This is a genomic window from Bradyrhizobium sp. Rc3b, assembly GCF_900114915.1.
Taxonomy (GTDB): Bacteria; Pseudomonadota; Alphaproteobacteria; order Rhizobiales; family Xanthobacteraceae; genus Bradyrhizobium.
In genome coordinates, this window is sequence record NZ_FOUS01000013.1 from 227,623 (window position 1) to 246,688 (window position 19,066).

The following is a 19,066-nucleotide window of genomic DNA, read 5'->3' on the forward strand; positions in this document are numbered from 1 at the left end:
CTTCGGCGAGCCTCGAAGGGCGACGCCCGGCTGCATCGGGGCCGCGCATCCTTCGAGGCTCCCCGCACGATGCTGAGCATCGTGCGTCTCGCGCCTCAGGATGACGGAATTGATATTCAATCCAGAAATCTTTCCGCGGCGGCAATTTGGATTGTTTCGCTGCGCTCGCAATGATGATGCGGTAGCAGCCTGCGCGTCAGGCCTCGCTCGTGCCCCGGACGCAGCGCAGCGTCTCTTCGACGCTGCGCTGCTGAGCCGGGGCCCATATTGCCGCGCAGTTCGTCGCCTCTGGGTCCCGGCTCTGCGCTTCGCTTGTCCGGGACACGAGAGTGAGTACGTGGCCCTTTACGAGAAGAACGCGATCTTCTCGGCCTGGGTCATGCGGCGGATCGGCGCGAGCGGGTCGTTGGCGGGCGCGCGGGGTTTTTGCAGGATGCCGCTGGCGAGGATGGTGGCGCCGAGCGAGGGCTCGGGGAGCGGCGTGGGCATCGGAAGCGTTGCGGCCGGTGCTGCGGCGAGCGATGCGGTGGCTGCCATCGCCGGGGCCTGCTGCTCCATCACTTCGGCGGCGGCCTCCGCGATGGCTTCGGTGAGGCGCGCGAGCGAGTCCATTGCGATCGGCGCGTCGGCGGCGGGCTCTTCCACCATGGGAGCGACGACAGGCTGAGGCGCGATCGGTTCCGGAAGCTCCGCAGCAATGGGCGCTGCAGCCTCCGCCACCATCGGCTCCGGAACGGCCGCTTCCATCTCGACCGGCGCGATGATCTCGTCGAACTCCGGATCGGGCGCGGCCATCTCCAGCGCGATGGCCTCGAGCACGGCGTCGTCCTCGGCTTGCGCGGCCGCGTCGAGCGCGAACGCGTCAGCGGCTTCCGCGAAGGCGGCGGTGTCCGTGGCCGGCTCTTCCAACGGGACAGCTTCGGGCGCGACGTCTTCTGGCGCGACTTGGTCGAGCGCTGTGCTCTCGACGGCGATCTGGCTCTCGGCCGCAATCTCCGGCGCGACGGCCGCGTCCAGTGCCTGTTCCGCCTCGGCGAACGCTTCGCCGGCGACGGTCGCTTCGGGCTCGGCAGCCGCTGCGAGATCCTGAGGCGGCTCCGTAAAAGCCACGGATGCTTCGCTCGCCATCGCCGCGGGCGCGGCCGCGGCGGGCGGAGCGTCGGCGGCGGATGATGGCGCCTGCTGCATCGGAGCCGACGTGGACGGCGCCGCGTGCGGCGATGCGCCGCCGTCGGTCTGCTCCACCCGATCCCTCAAGAGATCGAATGCGGCTTTGAGCTCGACGCGGGGGTCGATGGTCGAAATCTGTCCGCAGGCGGCCTCGATCGAGGCGAGTTGCGAATCAATGAGGTCGCAGATTCGTCCGTCGGCGCCGATCTCGCGCCAGCGCCAGGAGATCTCCTTGATGATGCGCACGCCGCGCGGGATCGCGGCGAGGCTCGTCTCGATCGCGGCGGGGTCGACGGCGGCGATGGCGATCGTCTCGGCCTCGCGGATCGCGCGGCGAATCTCGACCAGCGCTTCGGGCAGGCGGTCTTCGACGACGGGTTGTCGCTGCGCCGCAAGGGTTTCTTCGATTTTCGCGACCGCGTCGAGCACCATGCGCGTGTCGGCATTGCGGTTGCGCTTGGCGTATTCGCCGAGGAACCAGCGGCCGCGCGCCGTCTCCATGAAGGCTTCGCGGATCGCGTCGTAATCCTGCTCGTTCGGCTCGGCCGCGCGGGCAGACATGGGCGAAAGGGCGAATGCTTCGTTGGCCATTGCGATCTCGTCGCGCAAATCACCGCGCGTTACAGTAACGATCACCACGATATCGTCCGAATCGCAATTGGTTTGATGGCACCCGAATCACAAATCCCCACGCCAGCATCCGCGAAACGGCGATTCGCCGTCAGCCTCGCCCTGTTCTATTCGGCCGTCTTCGCGGTCTCGGGCACGCATCTGCCGTTCTTCCCGGTATGGCTGAAGGCGATCGGCGTCGACGCGGCCTGGATCGGGCTCATCAACGCGCTGCCGGCGATCACGCGCTTCACCACGCTGCCGCAAGTGACCGCCTTCGCCGAAAAGCGACATGCCATTCGCGCCGGCATGATGGTGTCGGTGCTGGCGACCGCGATTGGCTTCACCGCGGTCGGCTTGCAGCAGCAGCCGCTGGCGCTGTTCCTGATCTACGCGCTGACCTGCATGATGTGGACGCCGACGATGCCGCTGACCGACGCTTATGCGTTGCGCGGCGTCGCCCGTTACGGGCTCGATTACGGACCCTTGCGGCTGTGGGGCTCGGCGGCCTTCGCCGCCGGCTCGCTCGCCTGCGGCTATCTCGTAGACCACATCGCCGCGCGCGATCTGATCTGGGTCATCGTCGCATGGGCCGTCGTTGCGGTCGCAGCCGGCCTGCTGCTTCAGCCGCTCGACGATGTCAGGCGCAAGACGACCGAGAGACATGCCGGCAAGGCGCTGCTGCGCGATGCCGGCTTCTGGGCCGTCATCGTCTCGGCTGCGCTGATTCAGGGCAGCCACGTCGCCTACTACACCTTCTCCGCCATCAACTGGCAGCTCCATGGGATCAGTGGGCTGACGATCGCGGGCCTGTGGACGCTGGGCGTGATCGCGGAGATCGTGGTATTCGCGCTGTCGCCGCGCTTCTCGCTGCATCCGTCCACCATGATCGCGATTGGAGGGCTCAGCGCCGTGCTGCGCTGGATCGTCACCGCGAGCGAGCCGCCGCTCGCGCTGCTCGCGATCGTCCAGCTCGGCCACGGTCTCAGCTTCGGCATGGCCATCGTCGGCACGATGAATCTGCTGGTGCAGCGCGTGCCCTCGCATCAGATCGCGCGAGGGCAGGGCTATTACGCCGCGTGCAACGGGCTTCTGGGCGCTGCGACCTCGATCGCGTCAGGCGCGATCTACGCCCGTATCGGCGATGGTCTGTATTATGTGATGGCCGCGATGGCGGCGGCCGGCGCGCTTCTGATCTGGTCGGCGCGGCACCGGCTCAAGCCTCAGCCCCAGAGCGAGGCATCCGGCGGATAGACCAGGCTGTCGTCGTAACGCAGGCCGTGATCGCGGTCGCGCGCCAGCAGCAAGGGGCCATCGAGATCGACGAAGCGCGCCTGCGGCGTCACCAGCATCGCGGGGGCCATCGACAGCGAGGTTGCGACCATGCAGCCGATCATGATTTCGAAGCCGAGCGCCTGCGCGGCGTCCGCCATCGCAAGGGCCTCGGTGAGGCCGCCGGTCTTGTCGAGCTTGATGTTCACGGCGTCGTAGCGGTCGCGCAAGGGGGCAAGCGAGGAGCGGTCATGCACGCTCTCGTCGGCGCAAACCGCGAGCGGGCGCTTGATCCGCGCCAGTGCCTCGTCTTTGCCCGCGGGCAGTGGCTGCTCAACCAGGGTGACGCCGGCGGCATCGCAGGCGGCGAGATTGTGCGCCAGATTGGCCTCGGTCCAGGCCTCGTTGGCATCAACGATCAGCTCGGATTCGGGAGCGGCCTTGCGTACCGCCGCGATCCGCTCCGGATCGCCGTCGCCGCCGAGCTTGATCTTGAGCAGCGGCCGGTGCGCCGCCTTGGCGGTGGCAGCCGCCATGGCCTCTGGGGTCCCTAACGAGATCGTGTACGCCGTAGTGCGCTCGCCCGGCACCGGGCGGTCGAGTAGGTTCCAGGCCCGCAGGCCCGCCGCCTTGGCCTCCAGGTCGATCAGGGCGCAGTCCAGGGCATTGCGGGCCGCACCGGGCGCCATGGCGGCCTGGAGGGCTTGCCGCGTCAGCCCGTCCGCCAAGGCCTGCTGCATGGCCTGGATGGCGGCCAGCGTCGCCTCGGGCGTCTCGCCATAGCGGGGATAGGGCACGCACTCGCCGCGGCCGGTCAGCCCGTCCCGGCCGACCTCCGCCACGACCGTCACAGCCTCGGTCTTGGCCCCCCGGCTGATGGTAAAGCTGCCCGCGATCGGGAAGCGCTCGATTCGCGCCGCCAGGGAAGCAAATTTCATGGAAGTCATTTGGAACTCTGGCGAAATCTGAACCTGCTAGTTACCTCTAGCAACTAACATTAACCACTTGGGGATACCTTCTCTGGGTAAGGGCGCGTGCGCAACTATCTGATTTTCTCCGCCCCGGCACGGGAGCGGACATCTTGAGCAGCGATCCGAAGCTGGAGCGGATTGCCAAGGGCAACGCGCTGGCACTCTGCGCCACCGGGACATGGACCGCGAGCTTCGCGCCGGTCCTGGAGCGCATGGTGGCCGACGCCGAGAAGCTCGCCGGCGGCCAGCAAAGCATCTTCATCGACGTCTCCGAGGTCGCCAAGCTCGACACGTTCGGCGCCTGGCTGATCGAGCGGCTGCGCCGCAGCCTGACGAAAGGATCCGTCGAGGCGCAGATCGCGGGTCTCTCCGCCAATTATTCCAGCCTCGTGGACGAGGTACGGCGGGTCAGGGCGACGGCCGTGGTCGACGGCGGCACGGTGACCATCGCGGGCATGCTGGAGCAGATCGGCCGGACCGTGGCCGGCATCGGCGGCACGGTCGCAGGCCTCGTCGACATGCTCGGCGCCGTGCTCGCGGCATGGTTTCGCGTCCTGATCCATCCGCGCTCGTTCCGCCTGACCTCGACCGTGCATCACATGGAGCAGGTCTGCTGGCGCGCGGTGCCGATCATCGTGCTGATCACCTTCCTGATCGGATGCATCATCGCTCAACAAGGCATCTTCCATTTCCGAAGGTTCGGCGCCGACATCTTCGTGGTCGACATGCTGGGCGTGCTGGTGCTGCGCGAGATCGGCGTGCTGCTGGTCGCGATCATGGTCGCGGGCCGCTCGGGCAGCGCCTACACCGCCGAGCTCGGCTCGATGAAGATGCGCGAGGAGATCGACGCGTTGCGCACCATGGGCTTCGATCCGATCGAGGTGCTGGTGCTGCCGCGCATGATGGCGCTGGTGCTGGCGCTGCCGATCCTGGCTTTCCTCGGCGCGATGGCCGCGCTCTATGGCGGCGGTCTCGTTGCCTGGCTCTATGGCGGGGTCGAGCCCGAAGCCTTCCTGCTGCGCTTGCGCGACGCTATCTCGATCGACCATTTCATCGTCGGCATCGTCAAGGCGCCGGTCATGGCCGCCGTGATCGGCATCGTCGCCTGCGTCGAGGGCCTTGCCGTGCAGGGCAGCGCGGAATCGCTGGGCCAGCACACCACGGCCTCGGTGGTGAAGGGCATCTTCTTCGTCATCGTCATGGACGGCGTGTTCGCCATCTTCTTCGCCTCGATCGGGATGTGACGATGGCTGGCGAGATCCAAAATCCGATCATCCGCGTGCGCGACATCACCGTGCAGTTCGGCTCAACACGCGTGCTCGACGGCCTCAACCTCGACGTCAAGCGCGGCGAGATCTTGGGTTTCGTCGGTCCTTCCGGTGCCGGCAAGTCGGTGCTGACGCGCACCATCATCGGTCTCGTGCCGAAGGTTGCGGGCTCCATCGAGGTGTTCGGCGTCGATCTGGACTCCTCGAGCACCTCGCAGCGCCGCAACGTGGAGCGGCGCTGGGGCGTGTTGTTTCAGCAGGGCGCGCTGTTCTCCTCGCTGACCGTGCGGCAGAACATCCAGTTTCCGATGCGCGAATATCTTCGGGTCTCGCAGCGGCTGATGGACGAGATCACGATGGCCAAGCTCACCATGGTCGGCCTCAAGCCGGAGGTCGCCGAGCGCTTCCCGTCAGAGCTCTCCGGCGGCATGATCAAGCGCGTGGCGCTGGCGCGCGCGCTGTCGCTCGATCCGGATCTCGTCTTCCTCGACGAGCCGACCTCGGGCCTCGATCCGATCGGCGCCGGCGATTTCGACGAGCTGGTCAGGACGCTCCAGCGCACTTTGGGGCTGACCGTTTTCATGGTAACCCACGACCTCGACAGCCTTTACACAGCGTGTGACCGCATCGCCGTTTTAGGGAACGGTAAGATCATAGCGGCAGGGTCGATCGCCGACATGCAGGCCTCGCAGCATCCCTGGCTGAGGCAATATTTCCATGGCAAGCGCGCCCGCGCGGTCATGGGTTGAGTGGCTGGGTTGAATAGCTGTGATGAGTAGCCGGAGCACCTGATGGAAACGCGGGCAAACTACGTCTTGATCGGGTCGTTCACGCTGGCGGTGATCGCCGCGGCGATCGGCTTCGTGCTCTGGTTCCAGTCGCTGCACACCACCAAGCAGCGCAGTCCCCTGCGCGTTGTGTTCGAGGGCCCGGCGGCGGGCCTGCGCAACGGCGGCAGTGTCAATTTCAACGGTATCCGGGTGGGCGAGGTGGTCTCGGTGAAGCTCGACAACCCGCGGCGGGTTGTCGCACTCGCCATGATCGAGAACAACGCTCCGATCCGCAAGGACACCCTGGTCGGCCTCGAATTCCAGGGCCTCACCGGCGTCGCGGCCATCTCGCTCAAGGGCGGCGACGAGGCCGCGGCGCCGCCGCCGCTCGACCAGGACGGCATCCCGACGCTGACGGCAGATCCCAACAAGCTCCAGGACGTCACCGAGGCGATCCGCGGCACGCTGCAGAACATCAACAAGATCGTCGCCGACAATCAGGAATCGGTGAAGAACTCGCTGAAGAATCTGGAGACCTTCACCAACTCGCTCGCGCGCAATTCCGAGAAGATCGACGGCGTGATGGCCAAGGTCGACGGCGTCATGCTCAAGGCCGACAACCTCATGCTCGGACTCAACACGCTCGCCGGCGGCAAGGACGGCGGCGAGCTGTTCCAGGCGGTGAAGTCGATCCGCGAGCTCGCCGACGATTTCGACAAGCGCTCCGGTGCGTTGATGAGCGACGGCCGTCGTACCCTCGGTGACATCAGCCGCGCCGTGAACAATTTCGACCGCAACCCGACCCGCGTGCTGTTCGGCGCCAGCAACTCATCGCAGCCCGCTCCGCCGCCCGAGCCGCCGAGGCCGGCCCCCACCGCGAGCGGCAGGCGCTAGGCGAGCGCAAGTTCGCGCACTTCGTCATCGTAGGTCTCGTGTCCCGGACGCGCTGCAGCGTGCGCTTCGTTCCTCGCAATGACGGCTTGCGGAGACCATCGCGGCCTTCTTCACCCCGCGCGATACGAAAGTATGGGGGTCCAGCCGAGCCAAGGTAGGGGGAGGGGTAGGCCGGTATTGTCCGCTATATCGCGCTCAAGGCGTGCCCACGACAAGGCGCGTCGACTTCACTCACAGGGGAGGAGAGAGCGCGTGGTACGCCTGCTGCTGTTGTTGCCGTTCATCGGCCTGATGATCGTGCCGTTCTACAATATCAGGGAGCCGCATCTGTTCGGCTTCCCGTTCTTCTACTGGTATCAGCTCGCCTGGGTGCCGCTGACCTCGCTGCTCACCTACATCGTCTACAGGAGCGTGCGCCGTGCTGACTAATGTCGATAGCGCGGCGTTCGCCGTATTCCTCGCACTGTTCATTCTCGTCACCGGCATGGGCTTCGTCGCCTCGCGCTGGCGCAAGCCGGAGACGCTCGCCCATCTCGACGAGTGGGGCCTTGGCGGCCGCAAGTTCGGGACCTGGATCACCTGGTTCCTGGTCGGCGGCGACTTCTACACCGCCTACACCGTGATCGCCGTTCCTGCGCTGGTCTACGCGGTCGGCGCCTACGGCTTCTTCGCGCTGCCCTACACCATCATCGTCTATCCGTTCGTGTTCGCGGTGATGCCGGTGCTGTGGAAGGTCGCCAAGGAGCGCGGCTACGTCACCGCGGGCGACGTGGTGCGCGGCGCCTACGGATCGCGCGGGCTCGAGCTTGCGGTCGCGGCCACCGGCGTGCTGGCGACGATGCCTTACATCGCGCTCCAGCTGATCGGCATGGAGGTGGCGATCAAGGCGCTCGGCCTGCACGGCGAGGTGCCGCTCGTTCTCGCCTTCCTGGTGCTGGCGCTCTACACTTATTCGTCGGGCCTGCGCGCGCCGGCGCTGATCGCCTTCGTCAAGGACATCATGATCTACATCGTGGTGATCGCCGCGATTGCGATCGTGCCCTCGAAGCTTGGCGGCTACGGGGCGATCTTCACCGCGGCGGATGCGGCATTCGCAGCGAAAGGCGCAGGCGGCATCCTGCTGTCCCCGGCGCAGATCGTGCCCTATGCCTCGCTGGCGCTGGGCTCGGCGCTCGCCGCCTTCATGTATCCGCACACGCTGACCGGCATCTTCGCGTCCTCGGGCGGCAACACCATCCGCAAGAATGCGATGATGCTGCCGGCCTACACGCTGCTGCTCGGCCTGCTTGCGCTGCTCGGTTACATGGGCCATGCGGCGGGCCTCAAGCTCGCCAGCAACAACGACGTCGTGCCCGAGCTGTTCAAGACGCTGTTCCCGAGCTGGTTCGCAGGCTTTGCCTTCGCCGCGATTGCGATCGGAGCGCTGGTGCCGGCCGCCGTCATGAGCATCGGCGCCGCCAATCTGTTCACCCGCAACTTCTGGAAGGTGTGGGTCGATCCGAAGGTGACTCCGGCAGGTGAGGCGAAGGTCGCCAAGATCACCTCCATGCTGGTGAAGGTCGGCGCGCTGCTCGCCATCCTCCTGATGCCGACGCAGTTCGCGCTCGACCTGCAACTGCTCGGGGGCCTCTGGATCCTGCAGACGCTGCCGGCGCTGGTGTTCGGTCTCTATCTGAACTGGTTCTCGAGCCCGGCGCTGCTGGCTGGCTGGGCCGTCGGCCTGGCCGGCGGATCGTGGCTCGCCTGGTCGGACGGATTGAAGCCGCTGCACAGCATCGACTTCGGCGCCGGGAAGGTCGCGATCTACACCGGTCTGTTGGCGCTCGCGCTCAACATCGTGGTGGCCGTCGTGGTCAACCTGGCTCTCAAGCGCATGCCGCAGCAACGGCTGTCCCGCGAGGCGGCCTGAGCGATTGCGGGCGGCGGCCGGGGAAATCCCTTCGGCCGCCGCTTGTCTGCGGACTGAAACGGCCTTCCATGCGATTGAAAACGCTCTAGTATCCGCCCGCGCCCGGCCGCTCGTCGCGAGCGCATCAGACTGTTTCGGGTGAGGATGTCTTGCAGGCGTGGTTCGTTCTTGCGGTCGCTGCCGGCTATGTGACCACGCTGTTCCTGGTGGCCTGGTGGGGCGACCGGCGAAGCGCCGGCGGGCCGCTGGTGTCGCCAAACTCCTGGGCGGCCGCGATCAGCTATTGCCTGACGCTTGCGGTCTACAACACCTCGTGGAGCTTCTACGGCTCGGTCGGACGGGCCGCCACCAGCGGGCTGGACTTCGCCACGATCTATATCGGTCCGACCCTGGTGCTGCTGTTCGGCCAGCGGCTCCTGTCCAAGGTGATTGCGATCGCCAAGGCACAGAACGTCACCTCGATCGCGGACTTCATCGCCGCGCGCTACGGCAAGAGCCAGGTGCTTGCGGCCTTCGTGACGCTCGCATCGCTGCTCGGCGTGCTTCCCTATATCGCGCTCCAGCTCAAGGCCGTCGGCAAGAGTTTTGATTATCTGATCCTCCAGCCCGAGCGGGCCGGCGGCGAGGCGCTGCGGTTCTGGCAAGACTCGGCGTTTGGCGTCGCTGCATCGATGGCGCTGTTCGCGACCGTGTTCGGTGTCCGGCACGTCCATGCCAGTGAGCATCATCGCGGCCTGATGCTCGCGATCGCCTTCGAGAGCGTCGTCAAGCTGCTCGCATTCCTGATCGTCGCGCTGTTCGTGCTGTTCGGACCCTCCGGCGGGCCGGCCGCTCTGCTGTCGCAGTTTCAATCGGATCCGCAACTGGGCGGCATCCTGAGCTTCGACCCGGCGCAGCCGGTGTGGCCTGCAACGATCATCATCTCGGCGATTGCTTTCCTCTGCCTGCCGCAGGCCTTCCATGTCGCCATCGTCGAGAATGAGAGCCCAAGCTATACGCGCACCGCGGCCTGGCTCTATCCGGCTTATCTTGCGCTGTTCAGCCTCTTGATCCTGCCGATCGCTGCGGCCGGGCTCACCCGCTTCGGCGGGATGATGGACCCCGACACCTACGTCATCTCGCTGCCGATCGCAGCCGATGCGGGCACCATCAGCCTGATCGCGTTTCTGGGCGGGCTGTCGGCCGCCACCGGCATGGTTATCATGACATCCGTTGCGCTCAGCACCATGCTCTGCAACGACGTCATCATGCCGCTGCTGCTGCGCTCGCGCGTCTTCGGCCTGCACGCACAGAGCCGGCCGATGACGTCGGTGCTGGTGACGGTGCGCCGGCTCTCGATCCTCAGCATCCTGCTGCTCGCCTATCTGATGCACCGCCTCGTCAACCAGTCCTATCCGCTCACCGTGATCGGCCTGTTGTCGTTCGTCGCGGTCGCACAATTCGGTCCGGCGTTCGTCGGCGGGCTGTTCTGGCCGCGGGCCAACAAGGCCGGCGCCTCGCTCGGGATCGCGGTCGGCTTCTTCGTCTGGGCCTACACGCTGCTGCTGCCCTCGGCCGCGCCGCTCTGGCCGGGGATCGAGGAGATCGTTCGCCAAGGTCCCTGGCAACTCGCCTGGCTCAAGCCGAATGCGCTGCTGGGCCTCGAAGGGATCGATCCGATCTCGCACGCCACGCTGTGGAGCCTTGGCGCCAATCTCGTCTGCTTCCTGATGGTCTCGGCGCTGGGCCGGCAATCGACAGTCGAGCGTAATCAGGCGGCCGCGTTCGCCGACGGCGTCGTCCGCGAATCCATCCCCAAGCTGTCGTCGCGCGTGGTGGTGCGGCTCGATGATCTCCGCGCGCTGGCGCTGCGTTTCGTCGGCGCCGAGCGCGGCGCGGCGGCCTTCGACGCTTATCTGGCGGCCCGCATCGCAGGGACGGGGCCGCGTCTCGATCCGTCGGGACTGGTCGATCTCGACTCGATTCGGTTTACCGAGAATTTGCTGGCCGGCGCGATCGGCGCGGCATCGGCGCGCGTCGTGATCGCGGCGTCGCTGGAAGGCCACTCGCTGTCGCGGCGGGAGGCGATGGCGATGCTCGACGAGGCCTCGGAAGCGCTGCGCTTCAACCGCAGCCTGTTGCAGTCTACGCTCGAAAGCGTACCGCAGGGCATCTGCGCCTTCGACGCCGATTTCAACATCACAGCCTGGAACGGTCGGTTCATCGCGCTGCTCGATCTGCCGCCGGACTTCGTGCGCGTGGGGCTTCCGCTGGTGGATCTCATCGCCTTCAATGTCGAGCGCGGCGAATATGCCGCATCCGAATTCGCCGCGCTTCTGGTCAACCGTGACGTCGCCACGCAGCGCTGGCCTTATCTCTACGAGCGCAAGCGGCCGGACGGCACGGTGCTGGAGATCGTCTACGACCGCGTCGCCGAGGGTGGCTACGTCTCGACCTATACCGACGTCACCGAGCGTCACCGTGCCGCCGAGGCCTTGCGACGCGCCAATGAGGGGCTCGAGCTGCGCGTCCGCGAGCGCACCGAGGCGCTCGAGCAGGCGAAGGCCGAAGCCGAGCAGGCCAATCTCGGCAAGACGCGCTTTTTGGCCGCGGCCAGCCACGATTTGCTGCAGCCGCTGAATGCGGCCCGTCTGTTTCTGTCCGCGCTCGACGAGAGCCTGAGCGCTCCGTCGCGCGCTGACGACGCCGACAAGGAGCGGACCCTCGCGAGCAGCGCGGTTACGGCGCTACGATCGACCGAGCACGTGCTCGACCGGCTGCTCGACATCTCCTCCTATGATGCCGGCGCCGTGCGCGCCGAGATATCCGACTTTCCGATCTCCGATCTCTTCGTGCAGTTGAACGTCGAATTCTCGGCGATGGCGCGCGAGCGCGGGATCGCCTTCCGCGTCGTCGATTGCGGCCTTGCGGTGCGCAGCGATCCGCATCTGCTGCGCCGGATCCTGCAGAACCTGCTGTCGAATGCGCTTCGCTACACGCCCAAGGGACGCATCCTGCTCGGCTGCCGGCGGCGCGGAGAGGCGCTGCGCATCGAGGTCTGGGACACCGGCGTCGGAATCGCGGCGGCAGACCAGAAGCGCATCTTCGAGGAGTTCCAGCGCCTCGCGCCGGGGGTGGAGAAGGGATTGGGCCTCGGGCTCGCCATCGTCGAGCGCGTGTCGCGGCTGCTGGACCACGCCGTCGATGTCCGGTCGCGCCCGGGACAAGGTTCGTGCTTTGCCGTCACGGTGCCGCTGGCGCACGGACCGGGCCGGCCGCTTCAGAGCAACCCTGCGATGGCCGCGCCGGCATCGGCGGAACGCGCTCTGACCATCCTGTGCCTCGACAATGACGCGACCATCCTCGACGGCCTCTCCGCGCTGCTCGGCGGCTGGGGGCATCACGTGCTGGTCGCAGCCGACGCCACCGCGGCGATGGACGCGGCCGCGACCGTCCTGCCAGACGTCGTGCTGCTCGACTACCATCTCGACGGCGGCTGCAACGGCTTGGACTTTCTCGACAATCTCAGGCAGAAGGCGGGACGCGAGGTCCGCGCGCTGGTCGTCACCGGCGATCGCAGCGAGGCGGTGCGCCAGGCGGCGAGGGCGCGCGGCTGCGAGATCCTGTCGAAGCCGGTCAAGCCGGCGGCCCTGCGGCGCTTTCTCGGCGGCGAAGCCCTGAGCCGGCAGTTCGGCACGAAACCGGAGACTCCCTGACGATGCGCATCCTGATCGGCGACGACCACCCGCTGGTGCAGGCCGCGCTCCGCAGCGCGCTGTCGACCGTGCTGCCCGATCTCGACATCGTCGCCTGCCAGTCGCTGGACGAGGCGCTGAATGTGCTCGCGGCCCAGTCCGACGAGATCGACCTGATCCTCTGGGATCTGAGCATGCCGGGCATCCAGGGCTTTGCCGCGCTGTTCATCCTGTCGGCGCAGTTCCCGACGGTGCCGGTCGCGATCATCTCGGCCCGGCAGGACGCCGCCACCATCCGCCGCGCCATCGCCTATGGCGCATCCGGTTACATTCCGAAATCGCTCAGCCTGCCCGAGATGGCGGATGCGATCACAAAGATCCTCGCCGGCGAGATCTGGATGCCGCCAAATGTCGGTGGCCGCGGCTCGATCCAGAGCGCCGACATCGAGCTCGCCGCGCGCATGGCCACGCTCTCGGCGCAGCAGCTGCGAATTCTCGCGATGATCGTGGAAGGCAAGCTCAACAAGCAGATTGCGGGCGAGCTCGATATCGCCGAGCAGACGGTGAAGGGCCACGTCTCGACCATCCTGCGCAAGCTCGGCGTGGGGTCGCGCACCCAGGCGGCCGTGCTCGCCGAGCGGCTGTCGTTCGGTCAGCCCGCCGGCAATTGAGCTTCCCAACGTTCAAACAAAAACGGAGGCCGAAAGGCCTCCGTTTTCTCGTTTGCGATCGGCTTGCCGATTATCCCAGCCGGCCCGCCGCGTGGGCGAGCAGCGTGTACACCAGGCCCGTCTCCGAGGTCAGGTGGCTGCGCAGCTCCTGCGGGCCGCGGCCGTCGCGGGCGACCTCGTCGAGCAGGCGCTCGAACTCGGCGACATAACGGTCGACCGTGCCCTTGAAGTTGCGGTCGGCGCGGTACTTGCGGGCGACCTCGTCGAAGGCCTTCTGGCCGGCGGGCGTGTAGAGGCGCTTGGTGAAGGCCTTGTTCTCGCCGCGCTGGTAGCGGTCCCACATCTCGGCAGCGAGGTTGCGGTCCATCAGCCGGCCAATGTCGAGCGACAGCGATTCCAGCGGATTGCTGCTTGCCTGCGGCGCCTGCGGCTGCGGCGCGGGTGCGGCGCGGCCACGCGGAGCCTCACGGCCGGTCGGGGCGCCCTGATTGGCGTCCGTGCGGTTGAGGAGGTCCGACAGCCAACCGTCACGGCCCTGGTCGTTACCGGCGGGCGCGACCGGCGGTGCGTCGGTGCGGCGCGCGGCCGGCATGCCGAGGTCCGGCGGCGGCAGCGTGGAAGCGCTGCCGGTGTCGCGCATGCGGGTCTCGGCGCTACGTCCGCCCGCAGCCGCCATGATCGGCTCCTCCTGGCGCTGGACGGCGACGGAGGCGCGGCCCGTCGTGGTGACGTCGAGGCCGCGGCCATGCTGGGCCACGATGCGGTTGAGCTCGGCGAGGGCCTCGATCTGGTCGACGATCACCTTGCGCATCTGCGCAGTGCTCTCGGCGGCCTCCTGCGGCATCTCGAGCACGCCGCGGCGCAGCTCGTTGCGGGTGGCTTCGAGCTCGTTATGCATCTCGAAGGCCATCTGCTTCATGCTGGAGACGAGGTTGGTGAACTTCTCGGTCGACTGCTTGAACATCGTATCCGCCTCGTCCGTGGTCTGGCGGTAGATGTCGTGCATGGCCTCGATGGTCTGGCGGTGCTCTTCTTCGGAGGCCGCACGCACCGCCTCGAACTGGCGGGTGATCGCGGCGGAGCCTGCGCCGGCGGTCTCGGCGACGACGCGGGCGATGTCGCGGGCGCGCTCTTCGGCGGCCGCCAGCGATTCATCGAGCAGGCCGGTGAAGCGCGACAGGCGCTGGTCGAGATCGGCGGTACGCAGGTCGATCGTGGTGACGAGCGATTCCAGCGCCTGCTTGCGCTCGGCGAGCGAGGCCGTGGTGTTCTTGTTGCTCTGCTCGACGACCTGCGCGGCATCGACCAAGGCCTTGCCGTGCGCGTCGAACTGGGTCGACAGCTCGCCGAGATCCTGGAGCGCCTTCGTGGTCTTGCTGTTGAAGACGTTGAGCTGCTCTTCCAGGTTCTGGGTCGCCGCGCCGTTGCGCGAGGTGACGTCGTTCATCGCCGAGACGAAGTCGGCGACGCGCGTCACCAGCGCCCGCTCGAGCGAGTTGAGGTTGTCGTGCGCACCGGTCAGCACCTCCTGAAGCAGGATGTTGCCTTCGCGCAGGCGCTCGAACAGCGCCACGGTGTCGGTACGCAGGATCTTGCTGGTCTCCTGCATCTCGGTGACGGCCGCGATCGAGACCTGGCGCGACTGGTCGATCGCCGCGCGCGAGGCCTGCTCGAGGTCCTTCAGCGACTTGCCGACCGCGCCGGTGGCGATCTCGCTCGCCGCGTTGATGGTGCGGGCGACTTCCGAACCGTTGCCCATCATGGTCTGCGAGAAGGCCTGGCCGCGCGTCTCGATCGACTTCAGCGCGTCCGAGGTGACGCGGTCGATGTCGAGCGTGAGCTGGCTGGTCTTGGAGCCGATCGCGTCGACCAGGGCGCCGCGCTTGGCGTCGATCATGTTCGACAGGCGGTCGGCCTGCTGCTGCACGTAGGTGACGATCTCGTCGGTCTTGCCGGTCATGGCCTGGCCGAAGCTCGAGCTGGCGGCGAGCACCGAACGCTCGACGTCGGACGAGCTCGACTTGACCCGCGAGCTCGCCTCGTTGGAGGCCGATATCAGCGCGTTCTGGGCGTTGAGCGCGCTGGTCTGGATGTCGTTGGTCGCGTTCGCGGTGGCCGCGCTCAGCGTCCGCTCGATCTCGGTCGAGATCGTGCGGATCTGGCTCGCGGCGTCCGCCGAGGTCGACGTCAGCGAGGTCTGGGCCTCACGCGCGCTGTTGAGGATGGTCGAGGCGGTGTCGGCGCCGACCGCGGTCAGCGTGCGCTCGATGTCCGTGGTCAGCGACTTGATCTGGCTGGCCGCGTCGGTCGAGGCGGAGATCAGCGAGCCCTGGGCCTCGCGCACGCCGCTGGTGAGCGCCTCGATGGTGGCGCCGCCGGCGGTCGCCAGCGCGCGCTGCATCTCGGCCGCGAGCGAACGGACCTGGCTGGTCTGCTCGGCCGAGACGGAGAGCAGGGTGCTCTGGGCGTCGCGGGCGCTGGTGGTGATCGTCTCGGCGGTCGACTGGCCGACCTGCGAGAGCGAACGATGCACTTCGGCCGCGAGCGACTTGACCTGGCTCGCCGCATCCGAGGAGGCCGTAACCAGCGTGCTCTGGGCTTCGCGGGCGCCGCTCATGATGGTCTCGGCGGTCGAGGTGCCGGCCATCGTCAGGGAGCGCTGCACGTCCGAGGACAGCGCCTTGATCTGGTTGGCGGTCTCGGCCGAGGCCGCGATCAGCGCGCTCTGCGCATCGCGGGCGCCGGCGGTGATCGATTCCGCCGTGGTGGAGCCGGCCAGCGACAGCGAACGCTGCACGTCGGCGGTGAGCGTCTTGACGTGGTTGGCCGCGTCCGAGGACGCCGTGACGAGGGTGGTCTGCACCTCGCGGGCGCCGGCCAGGATCGAGGCTGCGGTGGCGGAGCCTGCCGCCGACAGCGTACGCTCGACGTCGGCCGCGAGCCCCTTGATCTGGTTGGAGGCTTCGCCCGAGGCTGCGACCAGCGTCGACTGCGCCTCGCGGGCGCTGCTGAGGATCGAGTTCGCCGAACCGGTGCCGACCGCGGTCAGCGCGCGCTCGACCTCGGCAGAGGTCATCTTGAGCTGGGCGTTGACGTCGGAGGAGACCGTCATCAGCGACTGCTGGGCGGTGCGCGCACCGGTCTGGATCGTCTCGCTGGTGTTGACGACGAGGTTGGTGAGCGAGCGCTCGGCGTCCTCGACATGCGAGCGGATCGCGGTCGAGATCATCTCGGCGCGGGACATCATGTCCTCGCTGGCCTGGCGGCCGCTGCTTTCGATGCGGCCTGCGACGGCCTCGACGCGCGAGCCGAGCAGGTCCTCGAACTGTGCCACGCGCACGTCGATGTCGCTGGCGACCGAGCCGACCCGGGTCTCGATGACCTGGTGGATTTCCTGGAAGCGCGCCGTGACCGTGTCGGTCAGGTGCGTGCTGCGGCCGTCGATGATCTCGGTGACGCCGGTGATGCGGCGGTCGACCGCCTCGATCGCCTGCGCGGTGCCGTCCGTGAGGGTCGAGGTCAGCAGGGTCAGGCGCGTGTCGATCGACTGCACGGCCTGCGAGGCGCCGTTCGTGACCGCGGTGGTCAGGTAGGTGAGGCGGGAGTCGATCGACTCGAGCGCCTGCGTCGCATTGCCGGTCAGCGTCGTCGTGAGGTGCGTCAGGCGGGTATCGATCGACTGGATGGTCTGCGAGGCGCCATCGGTCAGCGTGGTGGTGAGGTTGTTGAGGCGCGCATCGATGGTCTCGATGGCCTGCGAGGCGCCGCCGGTCAGCGAGCTCGTGAGATGGTTGAGGCGCGCATCGATGGTTTCGATGGCCTGCGAAGCACCGCCGGTCAGCGACGTCGTGAGGTGGGTGAGGCGGGAGTCGATCGACTGGATCGCCTGCGCGGCGCCGTCGGTCAGCGAGGTCGCGAGCGTGTTGATGCGCCCGTCGATGGTCTCGGTCATGGATTGCGCGCGGGTGTCGAACGACTGTTCGAGTGCGGCGACGCGGCCGACGAGCTGCTCGTCGAAGGTCTTGAGGTGACCATCGATCGTGCCGTCGAGGCTGGCGATCTTGCTGTTCAGCGAGGCGTCGAGGTGGTTGACGCGTTCGCCGACCGTGGTCTCGAACTGCACCAGGCGCTGGTCGAGCACGGCCGTGATCTCGCCGCCATTGGCGGTGAAGCGGGTGTCGAAATTCTCGACATAGGTCTTCAGCGACTCGTGGATGTCCTGCGTGCGCTGGCCCATGCGCTCGACGATCTCGCCGCCGAAGGTCTTCACGGTGCGGTCGAACTCGGAGATGTGGCGCGTGATCAGCGCACCCAGCGTCCCGCTGTCGCGGGCGAATTTCTCGACCAGCTCGGTGCCCTGGTTCCTGACCAGCTCGTCGAACGCGCTCATCTGCAGCGACAGCGAGTCGTGCGCGGTCTCGGTCTGGCTGACGACCTTGGCGACGAGGGTGTTGACGGTGGCGTCGAGCGCCTCGCTCGCCTTGTCGCCGCTCGTCAGGATCTGGCCGGCGAGGCGGTTGCCGGCGTCGTCGATCTTGGCGGAGAGGTCGTTGGAGCGCAGCTCGAGCTCGAGCAGCAGCGAATCCGAGGAATTCTTCAGGCTGTCGTGCACCTGCTCGGTGCGCTCGGAAATGCCGTCGACGATCGCGGCGGAGCGTTGCTCGAACTCGCCGGTGATGCGGTCGATGCGCTCGTTGAGCATCTCGTGGACGCGGTCGGCGAGGTCGACGAACTCGTCGTGGACGTGGCCGGTCTTGAAGTTGAGGCTGGTGGTCAGCCGCTCGCTGGCATCGAGCACGGCGCGCGTGGTCTCGTTGCTGGCTTCCTCGAGGCGGTCGAGCAGGTCGCCGCCGCGCTCGCCGAGCGCCAGGATCATGTTGTCGCCGGCATTGCTCAGCGCGCTGGTGATGTGGGCGCCGCGCTCTTCCAGCGCGCCGGTGATGGACTTGGCGACCTCGTCGACGCGCGAGGCGATCGCATCAGAGATCAGCGCGATGTCGTGGCGCAAATCGATCTGCACGCCGGAGATGGCGCTGCGGACCTGCTCGGCCTGGCCGACCAGATTGTCGCGCTGATGCGCGATGTCCTGCAGCAGGGCGCGGATGCGCACTTCGTTGTCGGAATAGGCGCGTTCGAGCGCGGCAACCTCGTTGGCAACCAGCGTCTCGAGCTCGCCGGCGCGCGCGATGGCGCGCTCGATGCCGTCGCCCATCGCCGCGACCTCGCGGCGGATGGCCTGGCCGACGGTGACCATGGAATCGGAGGCCGAGCCCTCGGGCTCGGAGAAGCGGATCGCAACCTGCGCCATCGCCTGCGCGATCATGCGCATTTCCTGGCCGCGCCAGACCAGGCTCGCAAGGAAGTAGAACAGCATGATCGGCGCGAAGAACATCGCAACCAGGCCGGCGATGACGAGCACGCCGCCGCTCTGGCCCATGGCGGCCTGGATCGAGGGCAGGAAGCCGAAGGTCAGCGCGGCGCAGGCGGCGAGCCAGACGCCGGCGAAGATGGTGGCGAAGGTGTAGACGTTGCGGGCAGGGCGGCCCTTCTGCAGGGCCTGGAGCAGCTGGCCAATGGTCTCGCGGTCGTCATTGGCGGCGCGGCGCGATGAGCGCGGCTCCTCGACCGGGTCGAACACGGTCGAACGTTCGTTGGCGGCGGGGCGCGGCTCGAAGCTCGGCTCGTCGAAGATCGGGGGCGGCGGCGCCACCGAAGGCGCGGTTTCGTTGCGCATCGCGGCGTTGCGGCTGGTGTCGGCAGCCGTGTCGCTGATGTTCAGGGCTTCCTGGATCGCAGAAAGCGCAACTTCTGTGGGGTCTTTGACCTTTTTCGGAGTGTTCGCCATGTTCAGTCCGAGC

11 protein-coding genes are annotated in these 19,066 nt (G+C 67.4%); 8 read left to right on the plus strand and 3 right to left on the minus strand.

The window, feature by feature from the left end; all coding sequences use genetic code 11:
• Nucleotides 1-345: 345 nt before the first annotated feature.
• On the minus strand, nucleotides 346-1,761 hold the full coding sequence (locus BM190_RS28915) for a hypothetical protein (RefSeq protein WP_177237360.1): 1,416 nt from the start codon (nucleotides 1,759-1,761) through the stop codon (nucleotides 346-348).
• Between the two features lie 75 nt (nucleotides 1,762-1,836).
• Here BM190_RS28915 and BM190_RS28920 point away from each other — a divergent pair, with 75 nt between their 5' ends.
• A complete protein-coding gene (locus tag BM190_RS28920) occupies nucleotides 1,837-3,033 on the plus strand; it encodes an MFS transporter (protein WP_092261137.1) in 1,197 nt (398 codons plus the stop codon).
• Here BM190_RS28920 and dgcA read toward each other — a convergent pair.
• Nucleotides 3,003-3,998: an N-acetyl-D-Glu racemase DgcA gene (gene dgcA / locus BM190_RS28925; RefSeq protein ID WP_092261140.1), complete on the minus strand. Its 996-nt coding sequence runs from the start codon at nucleotides 3,996-3,998 to the stop codon at nucleotides 3,003-3,005. The two genes, BM190_RS28920 and dgcA, sit on opposite strands and share 31 nt — an antisense overlap.
• Before the next feature lie 134 nt (nucleotides 3,999-4,132).
• Here dgcA and BM190_RS28930 point away from each other — a divergent pair, with 134 nt between their 5' ends.
• The 7 genes from BM190_RS28930 (at nucleotide 4,133) to BM190_RS28960 (ending at nucleotide 13,208) form a co-directional block, all read left to right on the plus strand.
• A complete protein-coding gene (locus BM190_RS28930) occupies nucleotides 4,133-5,266 on the plus strand; it encodes an MlaE family ABC transporter permease (protein ID WP_092261144.1) in 1,134 nt (377 codons plus the stop codon).
• A gap of 2 nt (nucleotides 5,267-5,268) precedes the next feature.
• Entirely contained in the window at nucleotides 5,269-6,039 is a 771-nt protein-coding gene (locus BM190_RS28935; RefSeq protein WP_018317355.1) for an ABC transporter ATP-binding protein, read from the plus strand.
• Nucleotides 6,040-6,081: 42 nt separating this feature from the next.
• The gene (locus BM190_RS28940) at nucleotides 6,082-6,954 is read left to right on the plus strand and encodes an MlaD family protein (protein ID WP_018317354.1); all 873 of its coding nucleotides are present in this window, start codon (nucleotides 6,082-6,084) and stop codon (nucleotides 6,952-6,954) included.
• Nucleotides 6,955-7,206: 252 nt separating this feature from the next.
• Nucleotides 7,207-7,383, plus strand: coding sequence for a DUF3311 domain-containing protein (locus BM190_RS28945; protein ID WP_018317353.1), 177 nt, complete (start codon nucleotides 7,207-7,209; stop codon nucleotides 7,381-7,383).
• On the plus strand, nucleotides 7,373-8,863 hold the full coding sequence (mctP, locus tag BM190_RS28950; RefSeq protein ID WP_018317352.1) for a monocarboxylate uptake permease MctP: 1,491 nt from the start codon (nucleotides 7,373-7,375) through the stop codon (nucleotides 8,861-8,863). The genes BM190_RS28945 and mctP overlap by 11 nt, the downstream gene beginning before the upstream one ends.
• 149 nt (nucleotides 8,864-9,012) lie before the next feature.
• Entirely contained in the window at nucleotides 9,013-12,558 is a 3,546-nt protein-coding gene (locus BM190_RS28955) for a hybrid sensor histidine kinase/response regulator (RefSeq protein WP_092261146.1), read from the plus strand.
• Nucleotides 12,555-13,208: a response regulator transcription factor gene (locus tag BM190_RS28960; protein WP_092261148.1), complete on the plus strand. Its 654-nt coding sequence runs from the start codon at nucleotides 12,555-12,557 to the stop codon at nucleotides 13,206-13,208. Before BM190_RS28955 ends, BM190_RS28960 begins: the two co-directional genes overlap by 4 nt.
• A 70-nt stretch (nucleotides 13,209-13,278) precedes the next feature.
• On the opposite strand, the gene BM190_RS28965 is transcribed toward BM190_RS28960, so the two are convergent.
• Nucleotides 13,279-19,053 (minus strand): apolipoprotein A-IV repeat region-like domain-containing protein, encoded by a 5,775-nt coding sequence (locus BM190_RS28965; protein ID WP_092261150.1) that lies wholly within the window; start codon nucleotides 19,051-19,053, stop codon nucleotides 13,279-13,281.
• Nucleotides 19,054-19,066 lie beyond the last annotated feature (13 nt).

Coding starts and splice junctions, on each gene's coding strand:
- BM190_RS28915 (WP_177237360.1), bottom strand. CDS start 1,761: ATGGCCAACGAAGCATTCGCCCTTTCGCCCATGTCTGCCCGCGCGGCC.
- BM190_RS28920 (WP_092261137.1), top strand. CDS start 1,837: ATGGCACCCGAATCACAAATCCCCACGCCAGCATCCGCGAAACGGCGA.
- dgcA (WP_092261140.1), bottom strand. CDS start 3,998: ATGACTTCCATGAAATTTGCTTCCCTGGCGGCGCGAATCGAGCGCTTC.
- BM190_RS28935 (WP_018317355.1), top strand. CDS start 5,269: ATGGCTGGCGAGATCCAAAATCCGATCATCCGCGTGCGCGACATCACC.
- BM190_RS28940 (WP_018317354.1), top strand. CDS start 6,082: ATGGAAACGCGGGCAAACTACGTCTTGATCGGGTCGTTCACGCTGGCG.
- BM190_RS28965 (WP_092261150.1), bottom strand. CDS start 19,053: ATGGCGAACACTCCGAAAAAGGTCAAAGACCCCACAGAAGTTGCGCTT.